Origin of the sequence: Ruegeria sp. ANG-S4 (assembly GCF_000814005.1) — a bacterium.
In the GTDB taxonomy this organism is placed as follows: Bacteria; Pseudomonadota; Alphaproteobacteria; order Rhodobacterales; family Rhodobacteraceae; genus Ruegeria.
This window is the reverse complement of record NZ_JWLK01000001.1, coordinates 1,401,126-1,417,746: the sequence shown is the minus strand read 5'-3', so window position 1 is coordinate 1,417,746 and position 16,621 is coordinate 1,401,126. Positions and strand designations below refer to the sequence as shown.

Here is a 16,621-nt window from a genome sequence, read left to right as displayed (position 1 = left end):
CGCCGAATGCCAAGTGTACACGACATCAACCGGACCCTGCTGACCCCGCTGCGAGCCGCGCTTTATGACTGGAACGACGTCGACGTTCAGCAGGTTCTCGAAACGCTTTGTGCCCCGGACGCCGTCTTTCATTGCTGTCACCCCTTTGGCGATCAGATTGGACCACGGGCGTTTTTTGAGAATGTCCTGACACCGTTGCGTACGGCATGGCCCGACGCCGAGCGGCGCGACTGGCTGGTGATGGCCGGGGAAGACGAGCACGGGCAAAACTGGGTCGGCTGTGGCGGGCACTATGTGGGCACCTTCGCCGGACCATTGCTGGACATTCCTCCATCCGGCCATCTAGTTCACATGCGGTTTCACGAATACTACCGCATCGTTGATGGCAAAGTGGCCGAGATGCAAATGATCTGGGATTTGCCCGAGGTCATGATGCAGGTCGGTGCGTGGCCCATGTCTCCGTCATTGGGGGCCGAGATTTTCATCCCGGGCCCGGCGGCAGAAGACGGGTTGAACCGTCCGGACCGCAGCGAGGTCGAAAGCAATGCCAGCCGTGACCTGATTGTGGACATGCTGAACCACATGAAGCGCCACCCGTCGCAGGGCGGACCCGAAGTGATGGAGATGGCGCGTTTCTGGCATGAAAACATGACATGGTACGGCCCTGCTGGAATCGGAACCTGCCGTGGCATTCGCGGCTTCCGAAACTGGCACCAAATCCCGTTTTTGTCGGGTATGCCGGATCGCGGTCAGTACCTGGACGAGATCACCTATCACTTTTTCGGTGATGGACCCTACGCCGCGGTCACAGGTTGGCCCGACATGGTTCAGACAGTGACGCATGATGGCTGGCTGGGCATCGCACCGTCCGGCAAGAAGATTACCATGCGCAGTCTCGATTTCTGGCGTATTGCGGATGGCCGCATTCGCGAGAACTGGGTCATGGTCGACATGTTGGATGCCTACAGACAGTTAGGGGTAGACGTGTTCCGCAGATTGCGCGAGTTCAATAAAGCCCGGGTTCCGGGACGCGTGCCCTTCCCTGTCGGAGATGCCTGATGAACTTGCCCCCTGCCCCTTCCTTCCGTCTGGACGGCAAACGCGCGTTGGTTGCCGGGGCATCCTCGGGTATCGGACTGGCCTGTGCCACGGCCCTGGCAAGCCATGGTGCCGAGGTCACGGTTGCGGCGCGGTCGGAAGACAAGTTGACCGAAATTGTCGGCGCGTTTGCTGAAAAAGGGTGGCAGGCCCGGCTTTTGGTTCTGGACGTTGCGGACGTCGCCGCGACCGAAGCCGCGGTGGACGCAAGCGGTCCCTTCGACATCCTGATCAATTCGGCGGGTCTTGCCAAGCACACGCCAGCTCTGGAAACGACCGAAGCGGATTTCGACACGGTCAGCAATCTGAACTTCAGGGGCGCTTATTTCCTGACCCGCGCGGTGGCGCGTGGGCTGATTGCGGCGAACAAGCCGGGCAGCCTGATCAACATCACCAGCCAGATGGGTCAAGTCGGTGGCATCGACCGTGCCGTCTATTGCGGCACCAAACATGCTGTTGAAGGGTTCACCAAAGCGATGGCGATCGAATGGGGACCACACGCGATCCGCGTCAACACCATCGCACCGACCTTCATTCGCACGCCACTGGGCGAGCAGACGCTTGCGATACCCGAACGACGCGCCTGGATTGAAGACAAGATCAAGCTTGGCCGCGTGGGAGAGTTGAGTGACCTGACCGGTGCTGCTGTCTATCTGGCCTCGGACGCCGCAAACCTTGTCACCGGTACATCGCTGCTGGTGGATGGCGGCTGGACGGCGGACTGATGGCGGACAAGGTCACATCCTTCGACGTTGCCCGCCGCGCGGGTGTCAGCCAGTCTGCGGTCAGCCGCGTTTTCACGCCGGGCGCGTCTGCATCGGCCGCGACCCGCGACAAGGTGATGAAAGCTGCAGAGGACTTGGGCTATCGCCCGAACACGCTGGCGCGTGCGATGATTACGGGCAAAAGCCGCGTGATCGGCGTGGTTGTCGCCTATCTGGAGAACCAGTTCTATCCGATGGCGCTGGAACACCTGGATCGCGCATTGAAAGACCGCGGCTATCATATCCTGCTGTTCATGGCCAAAAACGATGACAGCGTCGGGCAGATCGTCGAGGACCTGATGTCTTATCAGGTCGAAGGGATCATCACGGCCTCGGTAGCGATGACCAACGATATTGCCAAACAGTGCGACGATGCAGGCATCCCGGTCGTCATGTTCAACCGCGGGCGCGAAACCGGAAATCTGGCACAGGTGACATCAGACAATATTCAAGGCGGGCGCACCGTTGCGAATTTTCTCGCCAGTGCCGGACACCGGAAAATCGCGCATATTTCCGGATGGCAAGGATCATCGACAGGCGTGGACCGCATGCGTGGCTTCGTGGACGGGCTGCAGGACCATGGGTTGCAACCCTTCGCCATCGAAGACGGACAATACAATCAAGAGATCGCGTCGGGCATCGCCCGCCGCTTGTGCAGCACAACAGATCGTCCAGACGCGATTTTTGTGGGCAACGACCACATGGCGTTTGCCGTAATGGACACATTGCGGTTCGAGCTTGGACTGTCCGTTCCGGATGACGTCAGCATTGTCGGCTATGACGACGTACCAATCTCTGCCTGGCCCGCCTATGACCTGACGACCATCCGCCAACCGATCAACAAAATGGTCAACGCGACCGTGGACGTTTTGCTGTCGCGTATCGAGCATGGTTCGGCATCGGAGCGCATTCAAATACCCGGTCCGTTGAAAATTCGCGGATCGGCCCGAAAACCAAAAGGCTTCAACCCATGACATACGCTGAAAAGTGGAAAGATTTTCCCGATTATATCCTCGGGGTCACCAAAGAGATCTGGGAAGATCGCGGAACAGCGACCCTAAACCGGTATTACGCACCCGAGATCCCGGTGCGTACTCCGATGGGCATCAGCCACGGAAACCAGGGCGTTATCGCTGCGACAATGGCGACATGCCACGAATTCCCGGACCGGCAGCTTTATGGCGAAGATGTCATCTGGTCCTTTTCGGAAGAACACGGGTATCTGTCCTCTCACCGGCTGCTGACGACAGCAACGCATCTTCAGGATGGCCAGTTCGGCAAGGCCAGCGGCAAGAAATGGACGGTGCGGGTCATTGCCGATTGCGCCGCCAAAGGCGAAACGATTTATGATGAGTGGTTGGTGCGCGACTATGGCGGGCTGGTGCGCCAGTTGGGGCTAGAGCCCGAGGATTACACCCGCGCCATGATCGCAGCCGAGGGTGGTCCAGATCAGGCCAGCCGCCCATTCACGCCGGACATCGATGTCGATGGCGGGTACCATGGAACAGGGAACGACAATGAATGGGGCGCCCGGTACGCCGAAACTCTGACCCGGATCATGAACAAAGACTTCCGGCATATCCTCGAGGATTACGACCGGGCGGTCGTTGGTGAATATGCAGGTTCGAAACAGGCCATCGGACGCGAGGCCGCCAGCCAGTTCTGGATTGGGCTTCGGTCCTCTTTCCCGGATGCGCGATTCAAGGTTCACCACCAGATCGGGATGGATGGCGGCATGATGCCGCCGCGCGCCTCGGTTCGCTGGTCGCTGGACGGACAGCATGATGGCTGGGGGGCGTTTGGTCGACCAACCGGAGCAAAAGTGCATGTCATGGGTATGTCCCATGCCGAGTTTGGCCCTTGGGGTTTGCGACGCGAGTTCAGCTTGTACGATGAAGTCGCCATCTGGAAACAGATTCTCTTGCAGACCGGAGACGTTTGAGTGACCGCTTTGGTCTCATATCTGGACGCTAGTCAGGCCGCCCGTCGCTTTCACACGCACCGCGCCAGTCTGCGTGCGCGGCGGCTGAACAATCGACCTCCCGGATAGGGGTTTGAGCCATCCAAACCCAAAGAATTCCAAGGAGAAAGAAAATGAGCACAGTCCAACAACGCATCGTCCGCTACGGCGAATTGAAGCCCTGTAAAACGGCCTTCATCGACGCCCACACGCCGGGTTCGGACCAAAAGGAAAACTTTACCATTATTGGTGGCGGGGTCTCTGAATCCCCGGACCAGCACGTCCATATTACCGACAAGATCGGCTTCAACATTGGCGCCGCAGGCCAACCGCCGAAATGCCGCAACTCTTTGCACAGCCACACAACCGCCGAGGTGTTTTTTGTGGCCAAAGGCCGCTGGCGGTTCTTCTGGGGCCGCTACGGAACGGCAGGTGAGTTCATTGCCGAGGAAGGTGACATTTTCAACATTCCCACCGGTATCTTTCGCGGGTTCGAGAACGTCGGTCAGGACTATGGTATGATCATGTCGATCCTTGGTGGCGATGATGCGGGTGGCGGGGTCACATGGGCCCCGCAGGTGATCGAAGACGCGCAGGCACATGGCTTGATGCTGGGCGACAACGGTGTGCTGTACGATTCGAAAAAAGGCCAGGACCTGCCTCACAACGTGCACCCCATGCCGCTTTTGACCGATGAGGAACTCAAGGCCTACCCCGAGGTTCCGGTCGAGGACGTCGTGGGAAAATACGTCGCCCGGTACTGGGACCTGATGGCGCTGTCCGCCAACACGCCCGCCGTGGTCATCGGCGAGAACGGAATGATCAAGGACAAACCTGGGTTCGAGGTCGATTTCCTGGGGCGCGGCTCTTGCGTCTCAGAACCTGTCGAGGCTGCAAAGCCTGTCGTCCTGATGCCGGCCAGCGGCCACTGGCATGTCGGCATTGACGGGCACGAGGTCAAATTGTCCGTTGGCGACACCGCTTTGGTCATGCCGGGCGAACAGTATTGTGTCGAGCCGTCGATGACCGGTCAGGCCGGCCTTTATCGTATTACTGCAACCGATGACCCTGCGGGAGCGACCTGGACAGGATGACGGTCGACCCAAACGATACGCACGCCATCTATGAACGGCAGGCAACGGCCTATGACCAGCAAAGGTCGCGGGTCCTGTTCGAAGCGCGCTGGCTCGCGCGCTTCACCGCAAGCCTGAAACCGGGAGATCATGTTTTGGATCTGGGCTGCGGCACCGGCGAGCCGATTGCGCGCTGGTTCAAGGCCGAAGGGTTTACGGTAACAGGTGTCGATTTTTCCGACGCGATGCTGGCAATCGCGCGCCAACGGTGGCCCGACGGCGACTGGCGCAAGGCGGACATGCGTGACTTTGACTTCGATGAGACATTCGACGGCATAATCGCCTGGAACAGCTTTTTTCACCTGACGGCCCAGGAGCAGGAAAGCTGCATCGCCCGCATGTCGCGGCACTTGCGGTCGGGTGGCATGTTGATGCTTACGGTCGGACCCGGCGAGGGCGAAGCGCAGGGAACAGTCGGAACCGAACAGGTCTACCACGCGTCGCTTTCGCCCGCTGGCTATGCCACCTGCCTTGAGGCAAACGGCCTGCGCATGACGGGATTTCTGGCCAAAGATCCCGAAACCGAACGCCACAGCGTATTGATGGCACGCAAGATTTGAAGGAGGCGCCCATGCCCGTCGCAACAACACATGTCGGATCCCTGCCCCGCACGCAGGATGTGGTTGATTTCATCTTTGCCCGTGAACGTGAAGAGCCGTATGACCCGGCAGCTTTTGATGCTTGCATGACCGCGGCGGTGTCCCAGACAGTCAAGCAGCAGAAAGATGCGGGCGTTGACATCGTCTCGGACGGAGAAACGTCCAAGATCAGCTACGCGACCTACGTCAAGGATCGCTATACAGGCTTCTCAGGCGACAGCCCCCGGAACGCGCCCGCCGATCTGAAGATGTTCCCGACTTTTCTGCAGCGACTGGCCGATTCCGGCGGTACGCCGCAATACGCACGACCCATGTGCACCGGTGAGGTGCGGTCCAAAGGGCAGGACGAATTGCGCAAGGATATCGACAACCTCAAGGCTGCTATGGCCGAACACGGGGTGTCGCGCGGCTTTATGAATGCGGCCAGCCCGGGCGTGATTTCCTTGTTCCTTCAAAACGATTTCTACAAAACGCGCGAGGCGTATCTGGCAGCGCTGGCCGATGCGATGAAAGAGGAATACGAGACAATCGTTGCCGCTGGTCTGGACCTGCAACTGGATTGCCCGGACTTGGCGTTGTCGCGGCACATGTTGTTTACCGACCTTACCGACGATGAGTTTGTAAAAGTCGCGCAGATGCATGTGGACGCGCTTAACCACGCCCTGTCGGACGTGCCAAAGGACCGCGTCAGGGTGCACATCTGTTGGGGCAATTATGAGGGGCCACATCTTTGCGATATCCCGATGTCCAAGATGTTCGATACGCTGATGGCGACCAAATCCCGCTATGTTCTGTTCGAGACGTCAAACCCGCGCCACGGTCACGAATGGACGGTCTTTCGTGGTCGCAAAGCGGACATTCCCGACGACAAGGTACTTGTGCCCGGAGTGGTCGACACAACAACAAACTTTGTCGAGCATCCCGACCTTGTTGCGCAGCGCATCGAAAGGTTTACCGGCATCGTCGGGACGGACCGCGTGATCGCGGGCAGCGATTGCGGTTTCGGCACATTCGCCGGGTTCGGTGCCGTCGACCCCGCCATCGCCTACGCCAAGCTTGAGGCTTTGTCGAAAGGCGCGGCTTCCGTGTCGGAGGCCTGAATGACCCCACTGGTCCTGCTGCCAGGCATGATGTGCGACGCCCGCCTGTTTGCGCCGCAGATCGAGGCGTTCTCGGATGACCGAACCGTTTGGGTGCCCGAAGTGTCGGGCAGTGACACCATGTCTGGGCTGGCGGCCGCGATTTTAGGCGACGCGCCTGCGCATTTCGCGCTGTGCGGACTGTCCATGGGTGGCATTCTGGCCATGGAGATCACGCGACAGGCGCCCGATCGCGTGAAAGGGTTGGCCTTGCTGGACACCAACCCTCTGGCCGAAATCCCAGATGTTCAGGCCCGCCGTGGCCCGCAAATGGAGCGGGCTCTTGCGGGCAAGCTGGACAGCGTCATGCGGGACGAGATGAAGCCAAACTATCTGAGCGACGGGGACAACCGAGCCGAAATTCTGGATCTTTGCATGGACATGGCGCTTTCGTTGGGTCCCAAGGTCTTTTGCGAACAATCCGTCGCGCTGCGCGATAGGCCAGACCAGACCGAGACCCTGCGCAGTTTCGACAAACCGGCGCTGGCGCTTTGTGGGCGGGAAGACAAGCTGTGCCCAATCTCCCGGCATGAGTTGATGCATGATCTTCTGCCGCGATCCGAACTTGTGATTGTCGACGGTGCCGGTCACCTGCCGACCCTGGAAAAACCCGTTGAAACCACCCGCGCCCTTGGTCGCTGGCTGAAGGAAGTTGACAATGAATGAAGAATTGCTGGCCTTGTTGAGAGCCGTTGACACGCCGACTGTATGCAATGCGATCGAAGTCGCACAAGGCGCACGCGGTTTTGACCGGTACACGCGGGGAACGGTGCTTTGCAGCGACCCAGAGGCTGGCGCGATTGTGGGTTTTGCCAAAACGGCAAAAATAGCAGCGGTTCACCCACCCACCGAACCCGCCGATGTAATCAGGGCGCGGCGCATGGAATACTATCGCCACATGTCCGATGGTCCCCGCCCGGCACTAGCTGTCGTCGAAGACGTAGATGGCGAAAATGCCGTCGGTGCGTATTGGGGGGAAATCAATACAACCGTTCACAAAGGGTTCGGACTGGCGGGAGCCTTGACCAACGGGGTGATGCGCGACCTTGGTGATCTGCCGGCAGATTTTCCCGTTTTGGCGGGCTCGATTGGGCCCAGCCACGCCTTTGTCCATGTCCGCGAAGTCGGCACGCCAGTGAAAGTTTTTGGCATGGTGGTCCAAGACGGAGACTTGGTTCATGCGGATCGGCATGGCGCGCTGGTCATTCCTGATGAGGTCATCCCCAATCTGGCAGATGCGATCCACAAATTGCTAGAAACCGAAAAGCTGATCCTTGAACCGGCGCGGGCCGAGGGATTTGATTTCGCCGCGTTCGAAACCGCATGGGCTGCTTTCGAACGCGCACGCACGTAATCGTTTTTTTTCGGCTTTTTCATACTGATCCGTGTGCAATCGCCTCTCGGGTCGGGCGAATATTGTCGTTTTCCCGCTGCAAACTTGCGCTGACGGAAATTGCAATGCGTCATGTCTCATCATTCGGTTTGTGCGCACCACATTTCCGCGCATGACCGAAGTTAGACTTTTTCGCAAATTTGTGAGACACTTATCGAGTTGTTTTTCGTGTGGAGAGTTGGCGTATGGTCCCGTCGCGCCTGATTGTTTTGACATTTTTTGTTGTTTGTTTTGGTGCGGCAACCCCAGCTGTTCTGGCGCAGGAAGCCGCAGAGGCCTCTGGCGCGTCCGCAGAACCAACACAAAGCGCGGCCTCTCTTCGGAAAATTCTGGCTTTATTACAGGAAGAAATCGACCGCGCCCGGTCGACCAAAGACGCTTTGGCCGCGGACGTTGTACAAGCCGAAACCGAGCTGGCTGAGTTGCAGGCGCAGATCACCGCAGTCGACAGCGAACGGTTGGAAAACGCATCGCGCATTGCCGAATTGGAAGAGGCGCGCAGTCAACTGGCTTCCGAGACGCAAGCGAACGAAGAAACGATGGAACGGCGCAGGGCCGAGCTTGTGGAATTGGAGACCAGCGCGCAAGACGCCAGTGTAAAGCTTGCCGACCTGAACATTCAGATCGAAACAGCCGCCGCAGAGGTCGGCAATCTGGAACAGATGAAACTGGAAATGCGTGATCTTGAAAGCAAGATGGAGGCCGACCGTCTGCTGGCAGGCCAGCTTAAGGAAGAGGTCGACACTCTGACACGCAGCCAGGTCGAAGCCAGCACAAAGCTGGATGCTTTGAACGAGACGTTGAGCGGAACAAAAGCCAGCATTGAAACGGCTAAGTCCGACCTTGTCACGAAACAGCAAGAGCTTGAACAACTCACTGCAACCGTCGTCGAAAAACAGGCCGAGATGGATCAGACTCAGTCTGAATTGTCGACCTTGCAAGAGGACTTGGTTGGCGTCACTGACGATCTGAAACGGCTGCAACGGGTTGTGAATATGCGGCGCGAGGAAGAGTCGCAGATCAGACAGGAACTGGAGACCCTGAGCGCAGAAAGGGCCAAACTGTCCGAAGACACCGAAGGATCGGCAGAACAGATTACATCCGCTCAGCAATCGCTGCAGACCCTGCTGGATCAACAGAAATCAGCCGAGGCGGATCTGACGGGAATTCAAAATGAAACGGCTGCGGCGCAGGCCGAATTGGACAAGGCAAGAACCGAGCTTGATGAAGCCCGGGAAGCAGTGTCGGTGGAAATCGCATCTTTGTCCGCCGCCCGTTCGAGCGCCGAAAACGCAACGCGTGCAGCGCAGGAAGAACAGCAGACGGTCGAAACAGCCCTGACCGCGGCGCGCGCAGAATTGGCGCGGGTTCAGGAACAGCAAGAAAACGCTGGTCAACTCCTGACGGAAAGGCAGGCGATTGAAACAGAAATAGAAACGGCGCGCGAACGGCTTGAGGGTATACGGGCCGAAATTTCGCAGGACCAAGCGGACCGCGCGCAGTCAGAGGCCGAGTTGGAGGACCTGCGTTCGCAATCCGAAGCAACTCGCACTGAAATCTCGCAGAACGAAGCCCGGCTGACAGAACTGTCCGGCGAGTTGCAGATCGGAGACCAGGTACGCCTTGATCTGGTCGCCGCATTGGACGCGTTGCAGCAAGACCAGGATCAGGTAGCGGGAAACGTCGAAAGGTTGCGGGAAGAATTGGCTCAGGCAAAAAGTGCGCTTGAAACGGCAAAGAGTGAAGATGCGGAAGCCCGCTCCACGATAACCGACGAACTGGCTGACCTTCGTGCGCAACACGACAAGGTCGCCGCGGAGTTGCAACAAACCGAAGGCATTGCGGCCACCGCGCAGGAACAGCTGGACACATTGCAAAGTGATCTGGCGGCCGGTCAAACCGAACTTGCCCAACTGAACGCAGACATCCAGACGGCAAACGCACAGAAGACGCAAGTTGCTGAGGCCGAACAGACTTTGCAGGACATCTCTGTGCAGGTCACAGATGCGGAAACAGACCTGCAGTCGGTTCAGGGTGAACTCGGGACCGCGAAGCAGGATTTGCAACGCGTCAGATCGGAACTGGCCGAAGCTACGTCGCAGCGCGATACAGCACAGGACCAGTTGGCTGAGGTTGAGGCGACCAAGGCACAAGCCGCTCAGGACGCTGAAATTGCCGAGCAAAGACAGCGGGACAGTCAGGCCGTCCTGACAGAGACCGAAGCTAGTACCGCAAAAGCCCGGCAAGAATTGGACGCGCTGCGCCTGCAAACGGCTGCTTACCGAGATGAATTGGCCGGGCTCGCGGCAAACCTTGCAGAGCTCGAGCGGCAAACGCTGGATGCGGAGTCGCGTCTTTCGGCTGCATCGAACCCCGCGCCGACGGCCCAAACAACACCCGAGCCGCAAAGCGACGCACCCGCACCCGTCGCCGTTGTGATCCCAGCACCCGCGGGTCCCAGCAAACCTATCGAAACGGTGCGTATAATCCTGAATGGTGCGCCGGGTCTTGCCGAGTTGCCCGTCGATGTCGTTGAGGCGCTTGCTGCCGAATTGGCAAGCGGGACCTGCGCCGTAAACGCGTTGCAATCAGCGACGGGCGAAATCAACCGCCATACGCTGCTTCATTTGGTCAAATCCGGAGAATTCTGTTAAATTCTGTTGTTTTTAGGGAGGTGAAAATGGGTCTTTTTAAGCTGGCGGGCGTTCTTGCCAAAACCGCGGCGGTTGCCGCCGCAAGCGTGCTATTATCGTCGTCTGCGTCGGCCTTCGAACGCAATATTTTGACCGGTGGCCCTACCGGGACGTATATCCAAATCGGCGGTGATCTGAGTGGTCTGGCCGCTGCATGCGGGATCGAATTGAATGTACGCGAAAGCGCCGGCTCGCTTGAGAATTTCCTGGGCGTTCGCAAACGCCGCCACACTCAATTGGGCATCGTGCAAAGTGACGTTCTGGAATACCTGAAAACCTATTCCAGCGAGGATCCGGAAATTGCACGAGCCATCTTTGGCGTCCGAATTGCCTTTCCTCTCTACAACGAAGAAGTCCACATCCTTGCGAAAAAGGATATCAATTCGCTTTCGGATTTAAATGGTCGTCGCGTGGGAGTCGGTGTGGAGGACAGCGGTACGTTTCTGACGTCATCGCTGGTGCTGGATCTGGCGGGTGTGACCCCGTCTGAACGGCTGACGGTCAACGCCGACACCTCATTGCAGATGCTTCTGGACGGGAGCATTGATGCATTCTTTTATGTCGCCGGGGCACCGACGAAGATCTTCCAGACCGACCAGATTGATCCGGAAAAGCTGCATCTTTTGCCAGTGACGGACCCAACGCTGGCTGCGGTTTACACACCGTCCAAGATCGAAGCCGGAACCTATCCGTTTCAGCAGGACACGATCGACGTGGTGGCGGTCAAAGCCGTTTTGATGACTTACGAATACACGCCGACACGCAACGCATATCACCGGCAAAGTTGCAAAGCTGTGTCTGACGTTGCCCATCTGATTGCCAAGGAATTCCAGACGCTGAAACAGTCGGGGCATCCAAAATGGAACGATGTGGACCTGAATGACATCCCACCCGGGTGGAACATCTCGGAATGCGTGAATTTGGGTCTGGGTGAGGGATACGAGCTAAGCTGCGGGCCGGTTGCAACGACCGAGCAACCCAGCATCGAAAGCGAGGCGAACGCCGCCTATCGCAACAGGATCTGTGCTGTCATAGGATGTTGAAGCGACCGACCCGTGACACTGTCACGGGTCGATTGCCATCCATGGCGATGCGGCTACGTCATCTCCATCGGCGGTCAGGGCTATGACGCGCCATTCCTGCACTTGATCCGGCGCGGCCACGCGCACGGCAGAAATGGTCATTTCGGGGATATGGTGCACCGGATCATCTGTCCGCGAAGAGAGTTCAATCCGGTAAGCCGATGGGTCCGGCCCTTGTCCGCTTGTCCACACCAATTCCAGGTACCCGTCCGGCGTGCGGTTTGAAAACAGCGGTATCGGAGCGTTTGCATCACCTTCTGCCGCCGACGGTTGAAGATCATCCAGTCTGTTTGCCGCTCCTTCGATCTGCGGTCCTGCCAGTCGATACCAGGCGCGGGCGAGGGTCAAATCCACAGGAATACCCTCGCCCGTTTCATAGATCTGACCAAGGTAGTAGGCCGAGCGGGCATGCCCGGCCAAAGCGGCCCGGGCATACGCAACGGTCGCCGCCTCCGGCGTCGTTTCGGCCAGGTCAAGCGCTGCAAGATACTGTCCTGTCGCTGTCGAATCCGTCGTCGCAAGCGCGTCGGCGATCAGTGCCACACGGGCTTTCGCCTCTGCCGCAAGGTCGGGTGCAGGGGCGCTCGTGGCCTCAAGGGCCACATTTTCCGAACTTGGCTCTTGGATACTGGAAGGCTCCGTAGCTTCACCCTGCGTTGTGCCAAGGCGGTCCTGAAAAAACGCCTGCGATCCCGGCAGTAGCAGCAACATGCCGGCGCCCAAAACGACGATAACGCCCCCAACAAACAGAGTTTTGATACCCAGACCGGTTCGCGCTTTATCAGGCTGTTCCGCTCCACCAGTATCAGAAGCATCGCGCAGCGGGCCTTCTTCAGCCTCCACACCAGTCCGTCTGACCAGTGTCGCGCCGTCTACATCACTTTCATTGTCCAGATACCCTTGGTCCCGAGCCTTCTGGCCAAGCTCGTTGATCCGGACAAGGGCGCCGATTTTGCGCATCTGGGCCTTGTCTATTTCCCGTGTATCGACCTTTGTGGCGAACCGTGTCAGCGTTGCGTTCTGCTTCAATCCCTCGCACAGCCGGTTGAGCCGTGCGGGAATTCCACTGGTTAGTATGAACGCCTCGGATACAGCGTTTTTGCTGAGCGCGCGGTCCGTCAGACCAATTTCGTCAAGCCGCGCTCTCAGAAAGCCGCCGACGTCTTTCTCGCTCAGGCATTCCAGGGTAAACGCGGGACCGGTCAGGTCCGGTCGAACGCCAGACAGAATATCCGTCGTGCCCGGCCGCCCCACCAGAAGCAGTTTCAGCAGTGGGCGCCCATCGACGCTTTGCGAGCAAAGTTCGCAAAGCTCGCCAAGGTAAAGGTTCGACATTTGATCTGCATCGTCCACCACCAGCACCGGAAACCGACCGGCGGCGTGAAGAGACTGCAGCAGGTTCAGCAACTCTTCGCGGTCACGGTTAATGTCGTCCGAGTATGCGCGCTTGGGGTTGAAGGCTGACAGCACATCAGAAAACACCTCACCCGCCACACCATCGGGGTTGTTCATCAAGCGAATGACACAGTCAGACGTATTGGTTGCGATCAGTTCCCGAACCAGCCGCGTCCGGCCCGTTCCTTCGCGACCGACAAATACGGTCATCGGCGCGCCGCTGGTCACTGCAAACGTCAGCCGTTCAAACGCAAGCTTGTGCGCCGCGCTCCAATACATCGAACCGGGCTGCTCTGACCCGAAATTCGCCCCCGAGGAAACCTCCGGTTGCGCCATTGTGCCTTCCATATCCCCCAACGTTCGCCCTGCGTACCACCAAACTTGTTACCGCCCTGTACCGGATTCTGGCTGAGCGGGTTTCGACATCGAATGTTCGACATCTGTGCCGCCGGGCGCAAAATCCGCCCAATCCTTACAGGTGGGAGAAAGCCAAGGCCTCCCCTCGCCCGATATTTTGCCGGAATACCAGCGATAAATCTAGGCTCATGTAGAGCGGCAGCTCGGTTCGTCATGGTCCAAGACTTGAAAGTGCCCGTCTGTCGGGTGTCACTTTGCTGACCCGATCAGCATTTCCCCAACCGATGGGTCATCAAATTCACTCAGGCCGGAAGCCTGTGCAAATCGCAGCGAATTTCCCGTTCCCAGTGGGCAAACAGCCAGGTTCATTGCTGCTCCGGCCAGTTGGACAGTTTGAAAGACCGCCCCAACCTCTTTCAGCACAAGCGAGTACGCCAGATCGCCGTAAACCCATCGCATCTCGTTCAAATTCGCGGACAGCACCAGCAGTATCTGCGACGGCGACGTCGTGTCGGCAGCCGAAGCGGCCTCCATCACAAGCGCCTTGAGAGACGGGTTGATATCGGCGATCATGTTCAGGCCATGATGCCCGGCATCATAGCTGTAAAGCCCAGATGCCAGGCCGTCACTACGATGAACGACAAGATGCGCAGTCAGTGGATAGAGTCCGCCACCACTGGGATAGGCATGATGGCCGTTTCCCGTGTAGAAACAACGAAACAGCAACTCGCCCAGCTGTTCACGGGATATTGGGTCGGATCCTTGCGTTCTTTGGCTTTTGCGCCGCTGCGAGACCAACGCGTAAGGCGGATCGCGGGCAATCAGGTCTGCGATGTTCAGCATTGGCAGTTCAATCTGCGGGGCAGATCCTGCGGCTTTGATGGATGGAGGTTCACCCGTTTTACCGATTGGCGACCGCGAGAACCCGGTTCGAGTACGGCTGTGAAACAGGGCCTCGTGCGTTGGAACGTGCGGCGCGCTGGACGTGTCCAGCAGTCCACACCACTGGAACATGCGCAGCAAAGTGTCCAGCGCCAATGGATCGAGGTCATACCGGGCGGCAGTGATTGCTTTTGCGTCCATGCCCTGCGCGAGATCGAACAACAGCAGCGACGATCCCGCGCCCAGTATCTCAATTTCCGCCCAGCTACCTGGAACATAAACCCGGTAGCCAAGGTCGACTGGTTGCAAAATCACCCGGGACGACAGTTGCAGCGTGGGGGCGGACAGAGATTGCGGCAAGCCGTGTTCAGGTGCGCGGTGCGGGACGCATGCCGCAATTCTCCGACCCTCGTGCAGCAGCGAGCGGATCAACAAACCAATTTGGTCAAGCCGGAACAGAAGGGCCGCACACATATCGGACGCGTTTACGGCGGCGCCCAAAGCGTCCTCCGCCGCGTCGCCCTTTGCCAACAGCCTGACGAGTTCGGCGTTTTCCTTGCCGGCAAATCGCAGGGTTCTGGCGGGGGTCCGAATGAGGACATGATCTTCCGACGTCTCAAGCGCAACGTCGCGCACCAAGCCATAGGACCAGGGTTCAGCTTGCGGCATCAGAACATCCCCTGCAGGGTGGTCCAGTGATGGTCCGGTTGTCCGATCTGCCGCCGGGGCCGTCCGGAGCACAGCACGCCCGTCTGAATGCCGAATTCTTCAAACGCGATCCCTTGGGTTTTCTTGGCCAACTGTCCGATACCTTTGGCGACGTTGCCAGTTTCGATCTGGGCACGGGGCCCATCGTACTTGTCAACGATGGCGACTTGGTGCGCGACCTCTTTCGCTTTCATGAGGCGCATATGCGCAAGCCGCGTTTTCTGCGCGACTCCAATCGTGGCCATTGGGGCGATGGTCTGACCACGCTGGACGACCCCGACGTGTGGCGCGCACGCCGGTATCAGTTGTTGCCGCTTTTTCGGGCGGCTTTGCGCAAACCACGCCTTTTGATCGCCGCCGAACTGGCGCGGTCCATGGCCGAGAGTTGGGCTGGGCGCAGCTCTGTCAATCTGCCGCACGAAATTCGGCTTTTGACCGCACGTATCGCATTGCGCACAGTCATAGATGCCGATCTTGAAGGTTATGCAGATGGTCGTGGGCGCAGTGGTCTGGTGCCCTTTGCCGAAGGGTATGGCGAGGATTTTACATCGCCTGCCGACATAACGCCCGGTGCGCTTCGGATGACCCGCCCGCGCGCACCGAAAGACATGGATAGCGTACGCTCGATTATCGACACGCGCATTGGCGATTTTAAGGATCGCGGTGATGTTTTGTCGGCCTTGGTTCAGATGCATTTGGCGGACCCTGAAACCCTGACGCGACAGGATATTGCGGGCGAGGTCATTCAGATGCTTTATGCCGGTCATTTGACCATCCCCCTCGCTTTGACCGCCCTTTGGCGCGATGTACACGACTACTCATTGGACGAACAAGTGGCCGCAGATGCCATGACGATAGATGGCGCCCCGGAACCAAGCGCTCAGGTCCTTGGCGCAAGCCGCACAATGGCCATCTTGCGCGAATCCATGCGCTTGTCACCCCCGGCACCAATCCTGTACCGCGAAGTATCGCGCGGATTCGAAACCGCTGGTTGCCAAATGGTCCAGGGGGTCGGTCTCTGGGTAAGTCCCGGACTACTTCACCGGGACACGCGATACTTTTCTGACCCGTCGAATTTCATTCCGGATCGGTTCGCCGCAGGCCGCATCCCCCAGACCGCTGCCAAGGCGTACATGCCCTTCGGCGCGGGACCAAGAGTTTGCATCGCGGCGGCGCAGTCGCTTTTGCAGATGACCGTGATCATCGCCGCGATCACCGGTCGCTGGTCCCTGACGCCCAGCGCCGCAGAGCCCGAGGTATTCGACCTGCAACCCCGCATCTGAGGCACAAAAAACACGCCTGAACAAACAATACCCGGAATACGCGTTAGGCGTGCACAAGGTGGCCAATAAGTCGCTTGATTGCTGTTGTGCCGTGTGAAAAGGTTGATTCAATGCAATAGGCAGAAATATGCCGGC

14 protein-coding genes are annotated in these 16,621 nt (G+C 58.5%); 12 read left to right on the top strand and 2 right to left on the bottom strand.

The window, feature by feature from the left end:
- Positions 1-6: 6 nt before the first annotated feature.
- From RA28_RS07050 to RA28_RS07000, 11 genes are all read left to right on the top strand, one after another.
- Positions 7-1,059: an ester cyclase gene (locus tag RA28_RS07050; protein WP_039525052.1), complete on the top strand. Its 1,053-nt coding sequence runs from the start codon at positions 7-9 to the stop codon at positions 1,057-1,059.
- The gene (locus tag RA28_RS07045; protein WP_039525050.1) at positions 1,059-1,823 is read left to right on the top strand and encodes an SDR family NAD(P)-dependent oxidoreductase; all 765 of its coding nucleotides are present in this window, start codon (positions 1,059-1,061) and stop codon (positions 1,821-1,823) included. Before RA28_RS07050 ends, RA28_RS07045 begins: the two co-directional genes overlap by 1 nt.
- Positions 1,823-2,836 carry a LacI family DNA-binding transcriptional regulator gene (locus tag RA28_RS07040; RefSeq protein ID WP_039525046.1) on the top strand — a complete coding sequence of 338 codons (1,014 nt, stop codon included), beginning with the start codon at positions 1,823-1,825 and terminating at the stop codon, positions 2,834-2,836. Before RA28_RS07045 ends, RA28_RS07040 begins: the two co-directional genes overlap by 1 nt.
- Entirely contained in the window at positions 2,833-3,804 is a 972-nt protein-coding gene (locus RA28_RS07035) for an ester cyclase (protein ID WP_039525044.1), read from the top strand. Before RA28_RS07040 ends, RA28_RS07035 begins: the two co-directional genes overlap by 4 nt.
- 152 nt (positions 3,805-3,956) lie before the next feature.
- Entirely contained in the window at positions 3,957-4,916 is a 960-nt protein-coding gene (locus tag RA28_RS07030; protein WP_039525042.1) for a cupin domain-containing protein, read from the top strand.
- Entirely contained in the window at positions 4,913-5,515 is a 603-nt protein-coding gene (locus RA28_RS07025) for a class I SAM-dependent DNA methyltransferase (protein ID WP_039525041.1), read from the top strand. Before RA28_RS07030 ends, RA28_RS07025 begins: the two co-directional genes overlap by 4 nt.
- An 11-nt stretch (positions 5,516-5,526) precedes the next feature.
- Positions 5,527-6,654 carry a cobalamin-independent methionine synthase II family protein gene (locus RA28_RS07020; RefSeq protein WP_039525033.1) on the top strand — a complete coding sequence of 376 codons (1,128 nt, stop codon included), beginning with the start codon at positions 5,527-5,529 and terminating at the stop codon, positions 6,652-6,654.
- Complete coding sequence (locus tag RA28_RS07015) at positions 6,655-7,359, top strand: alpha/beta fold hydrolase (protein ID WP_039525013.1); 705 nt, start codon at positions 6,655-6,657, stop codon at positions 7,357-7,359. It abuts the gene before it with no gap.
- Complete coding sequence (locus RA28_RS07010; protein ID WP_039524997.1) at positions 7,352-8,047, top strand: RraA family protein; 696 nt, start codon at positions 7,352-7,354, stop codon at positions 8,045-8,047. Before RA28_RS07015 ends, RA28_RS07010 begins: the two co-directional genes overlap by 8 nt.
- A 224-nt stretch (positions 8,048-8,271) precedes the next feature.
- Positions 8,272-10,740, top strand: coding sequence for a hypothetical protein (locus RA28_RS07005; RefSeq protein WP_039524994.1), 2,469 nt, complete (start codon positions 8,272-8,274; stop codon positions 10,738-10,740).
- Between the two features lie 26 nt (positions 10,741-10,766).
- Positions 10,767-11,822, top strand: a complete 1,056-nt coding sequence (locus RA28_RS07000) for a TAXI family TRAP transporter solute-binding subunit (protein WP_039524991.1) — start codon at positions 10,767-10,769, stop codon at positions 11,820-11,822.
- 21 nt (positions 11,823-11,843) lie between these two features.
- Here the strand turns inward: RA28_RS07000 and RA28_RS06995 are convergent, their stop codons facing one another.
- Both RA28_RS06995 and RA28_RS06990 read right to left on the bottom strand, forming a co-directional pair.
- Positions 11,844-13,592, bottom strand: a complete 1,749-nt coding sequence (locus tag RA28_RS06995) for an AAA family ATPase (RefSeq protein ID WP_193747358.1) — start codon at positions 13,590-13,592, stop codon at positions 11,844-11,846.
- Between the two features lie 270 nt (positions 13,593-13,862).
- Positions 13,863-15,164, bottom strand: a complete 1,302-nt coding sequence (locus RA28_RS06990; RefSeq protein ID WP_039524986.1) for a SagB family peptide dehydrogenase — start codon at positions 15,162-15,164, stop codon at positions 13,863-13,865.
- Positions 15,165-15,193: 29 nt separating this feature from the next.
- On the opposite strand from RA28_RS06990, the gene RA28_RS06985 reads away from it, so the two are divergent.
- On the top strand, positions 15,194-16,486 hold the full coding sequence (locus RA28_RS06985) for a cytochrome P450 (RefSeq protein ID WP_039524983.1): 1,293 nt from the start codon (positions 15,194-15,196) through the stop codon (positions 16,484-16,486).
- Positions 16,487-16,621 lie beyond the last annotated feature (135 nt).

Coding starts and splice junctions, on each gene's coding strand:
- RA28_RS07050 (WP_039525052.1), top strand. CDS start 7: ATGCCAAGTGTACACGACATCAACCGGACCCTGCTGACCCCGCTGCGA.
- RA28_RS07045 (WP_039525050.1), top strand. CDS start 1,059: ATGAACTTGCCCCCTGCCCCTTCCTTCCGTCTGGACGGCAAACGCGCG.
- RA28_RS07040 (WP_039525046.1), top strand. CDS start 1,823: ATGGCGGACAAGGTCACATCCTTCGACGTTGCCCGCCGCGCGGGTGTC.
- RA28_RS07035 (WP_039525044.1), top strand. CDS start 2,833: ATGACATACGCTGAAAAGTGGAAAGATTTTCCCGATTATATCCTCGGG.
- RA28_RS07030 (WP_039525042.1), top strand. CDS start 3,957: ATGAGCACAGTCCAACAACGCATCGTCCGCTACGGCGAATTGAAGCCC.
- RA28_RS07025 (WP_039525041.1), top strand. CDS start 4,913: ATGACGGTCGACCCAAACGATACGCACGCCATCTATGAACGGCAGGCA.
- RA28_RS07020 (WP_039525033.1), top strand. CDS start 5,527: ATGCCCGTCGCAACAACACATGTCGGATCCCTGCCCCGCACGCAGGAT.
- RA28_RS07015 (WP_039525013.1), top strand. CDS start 6,655: ATGACCCCACTGGTCCTGCTGCCAGGCATGATGTGCGACGCCCGCCTG.
- RA28_RS07010 (WP_039524997.1), top strand. CDS start 7,352: ATGAATGAAGAATTGCTGGCCTTGTTGAGAGCCGTTGACACGCCGACT.
- RA28_RS07005 (WP_039524994.1), top strand. CDS start 8,272: ATGGTCCCGTCGCGCCTGATTGTTTTGACATTTTTTGTTGTTTGTTTT.
- RA28_RS07000 (WP_039524991.1), top strand. CDS start 10,767: ATGGGTCTTTTTAAGCTGGCGGGCGTTCTTGCCAAAACCGCGGCGGTT.
- RA28_RS06995 (WP_193747358.1), bottom strand. CDS start 13,592: ATGGCGCAACCGGAGGTTTCCTCGGGGGCGAATTTCGGGTCAGAGCAG.
- RA28_RS06990 (WP_039524986.1), bottom strand. CDS start 15,164: ATGCCGCAAGCTGAACCCTGGTCCTATGGCTTGGTGCGCGACGTTGCG.
- RA28_RS06985 (WP_039524983.1), top strand. CDS start 15,194: ATGGTCCGGTTGTCCGATCTGCCGCCGGGGCCGTCCGGAGCACAGCAC.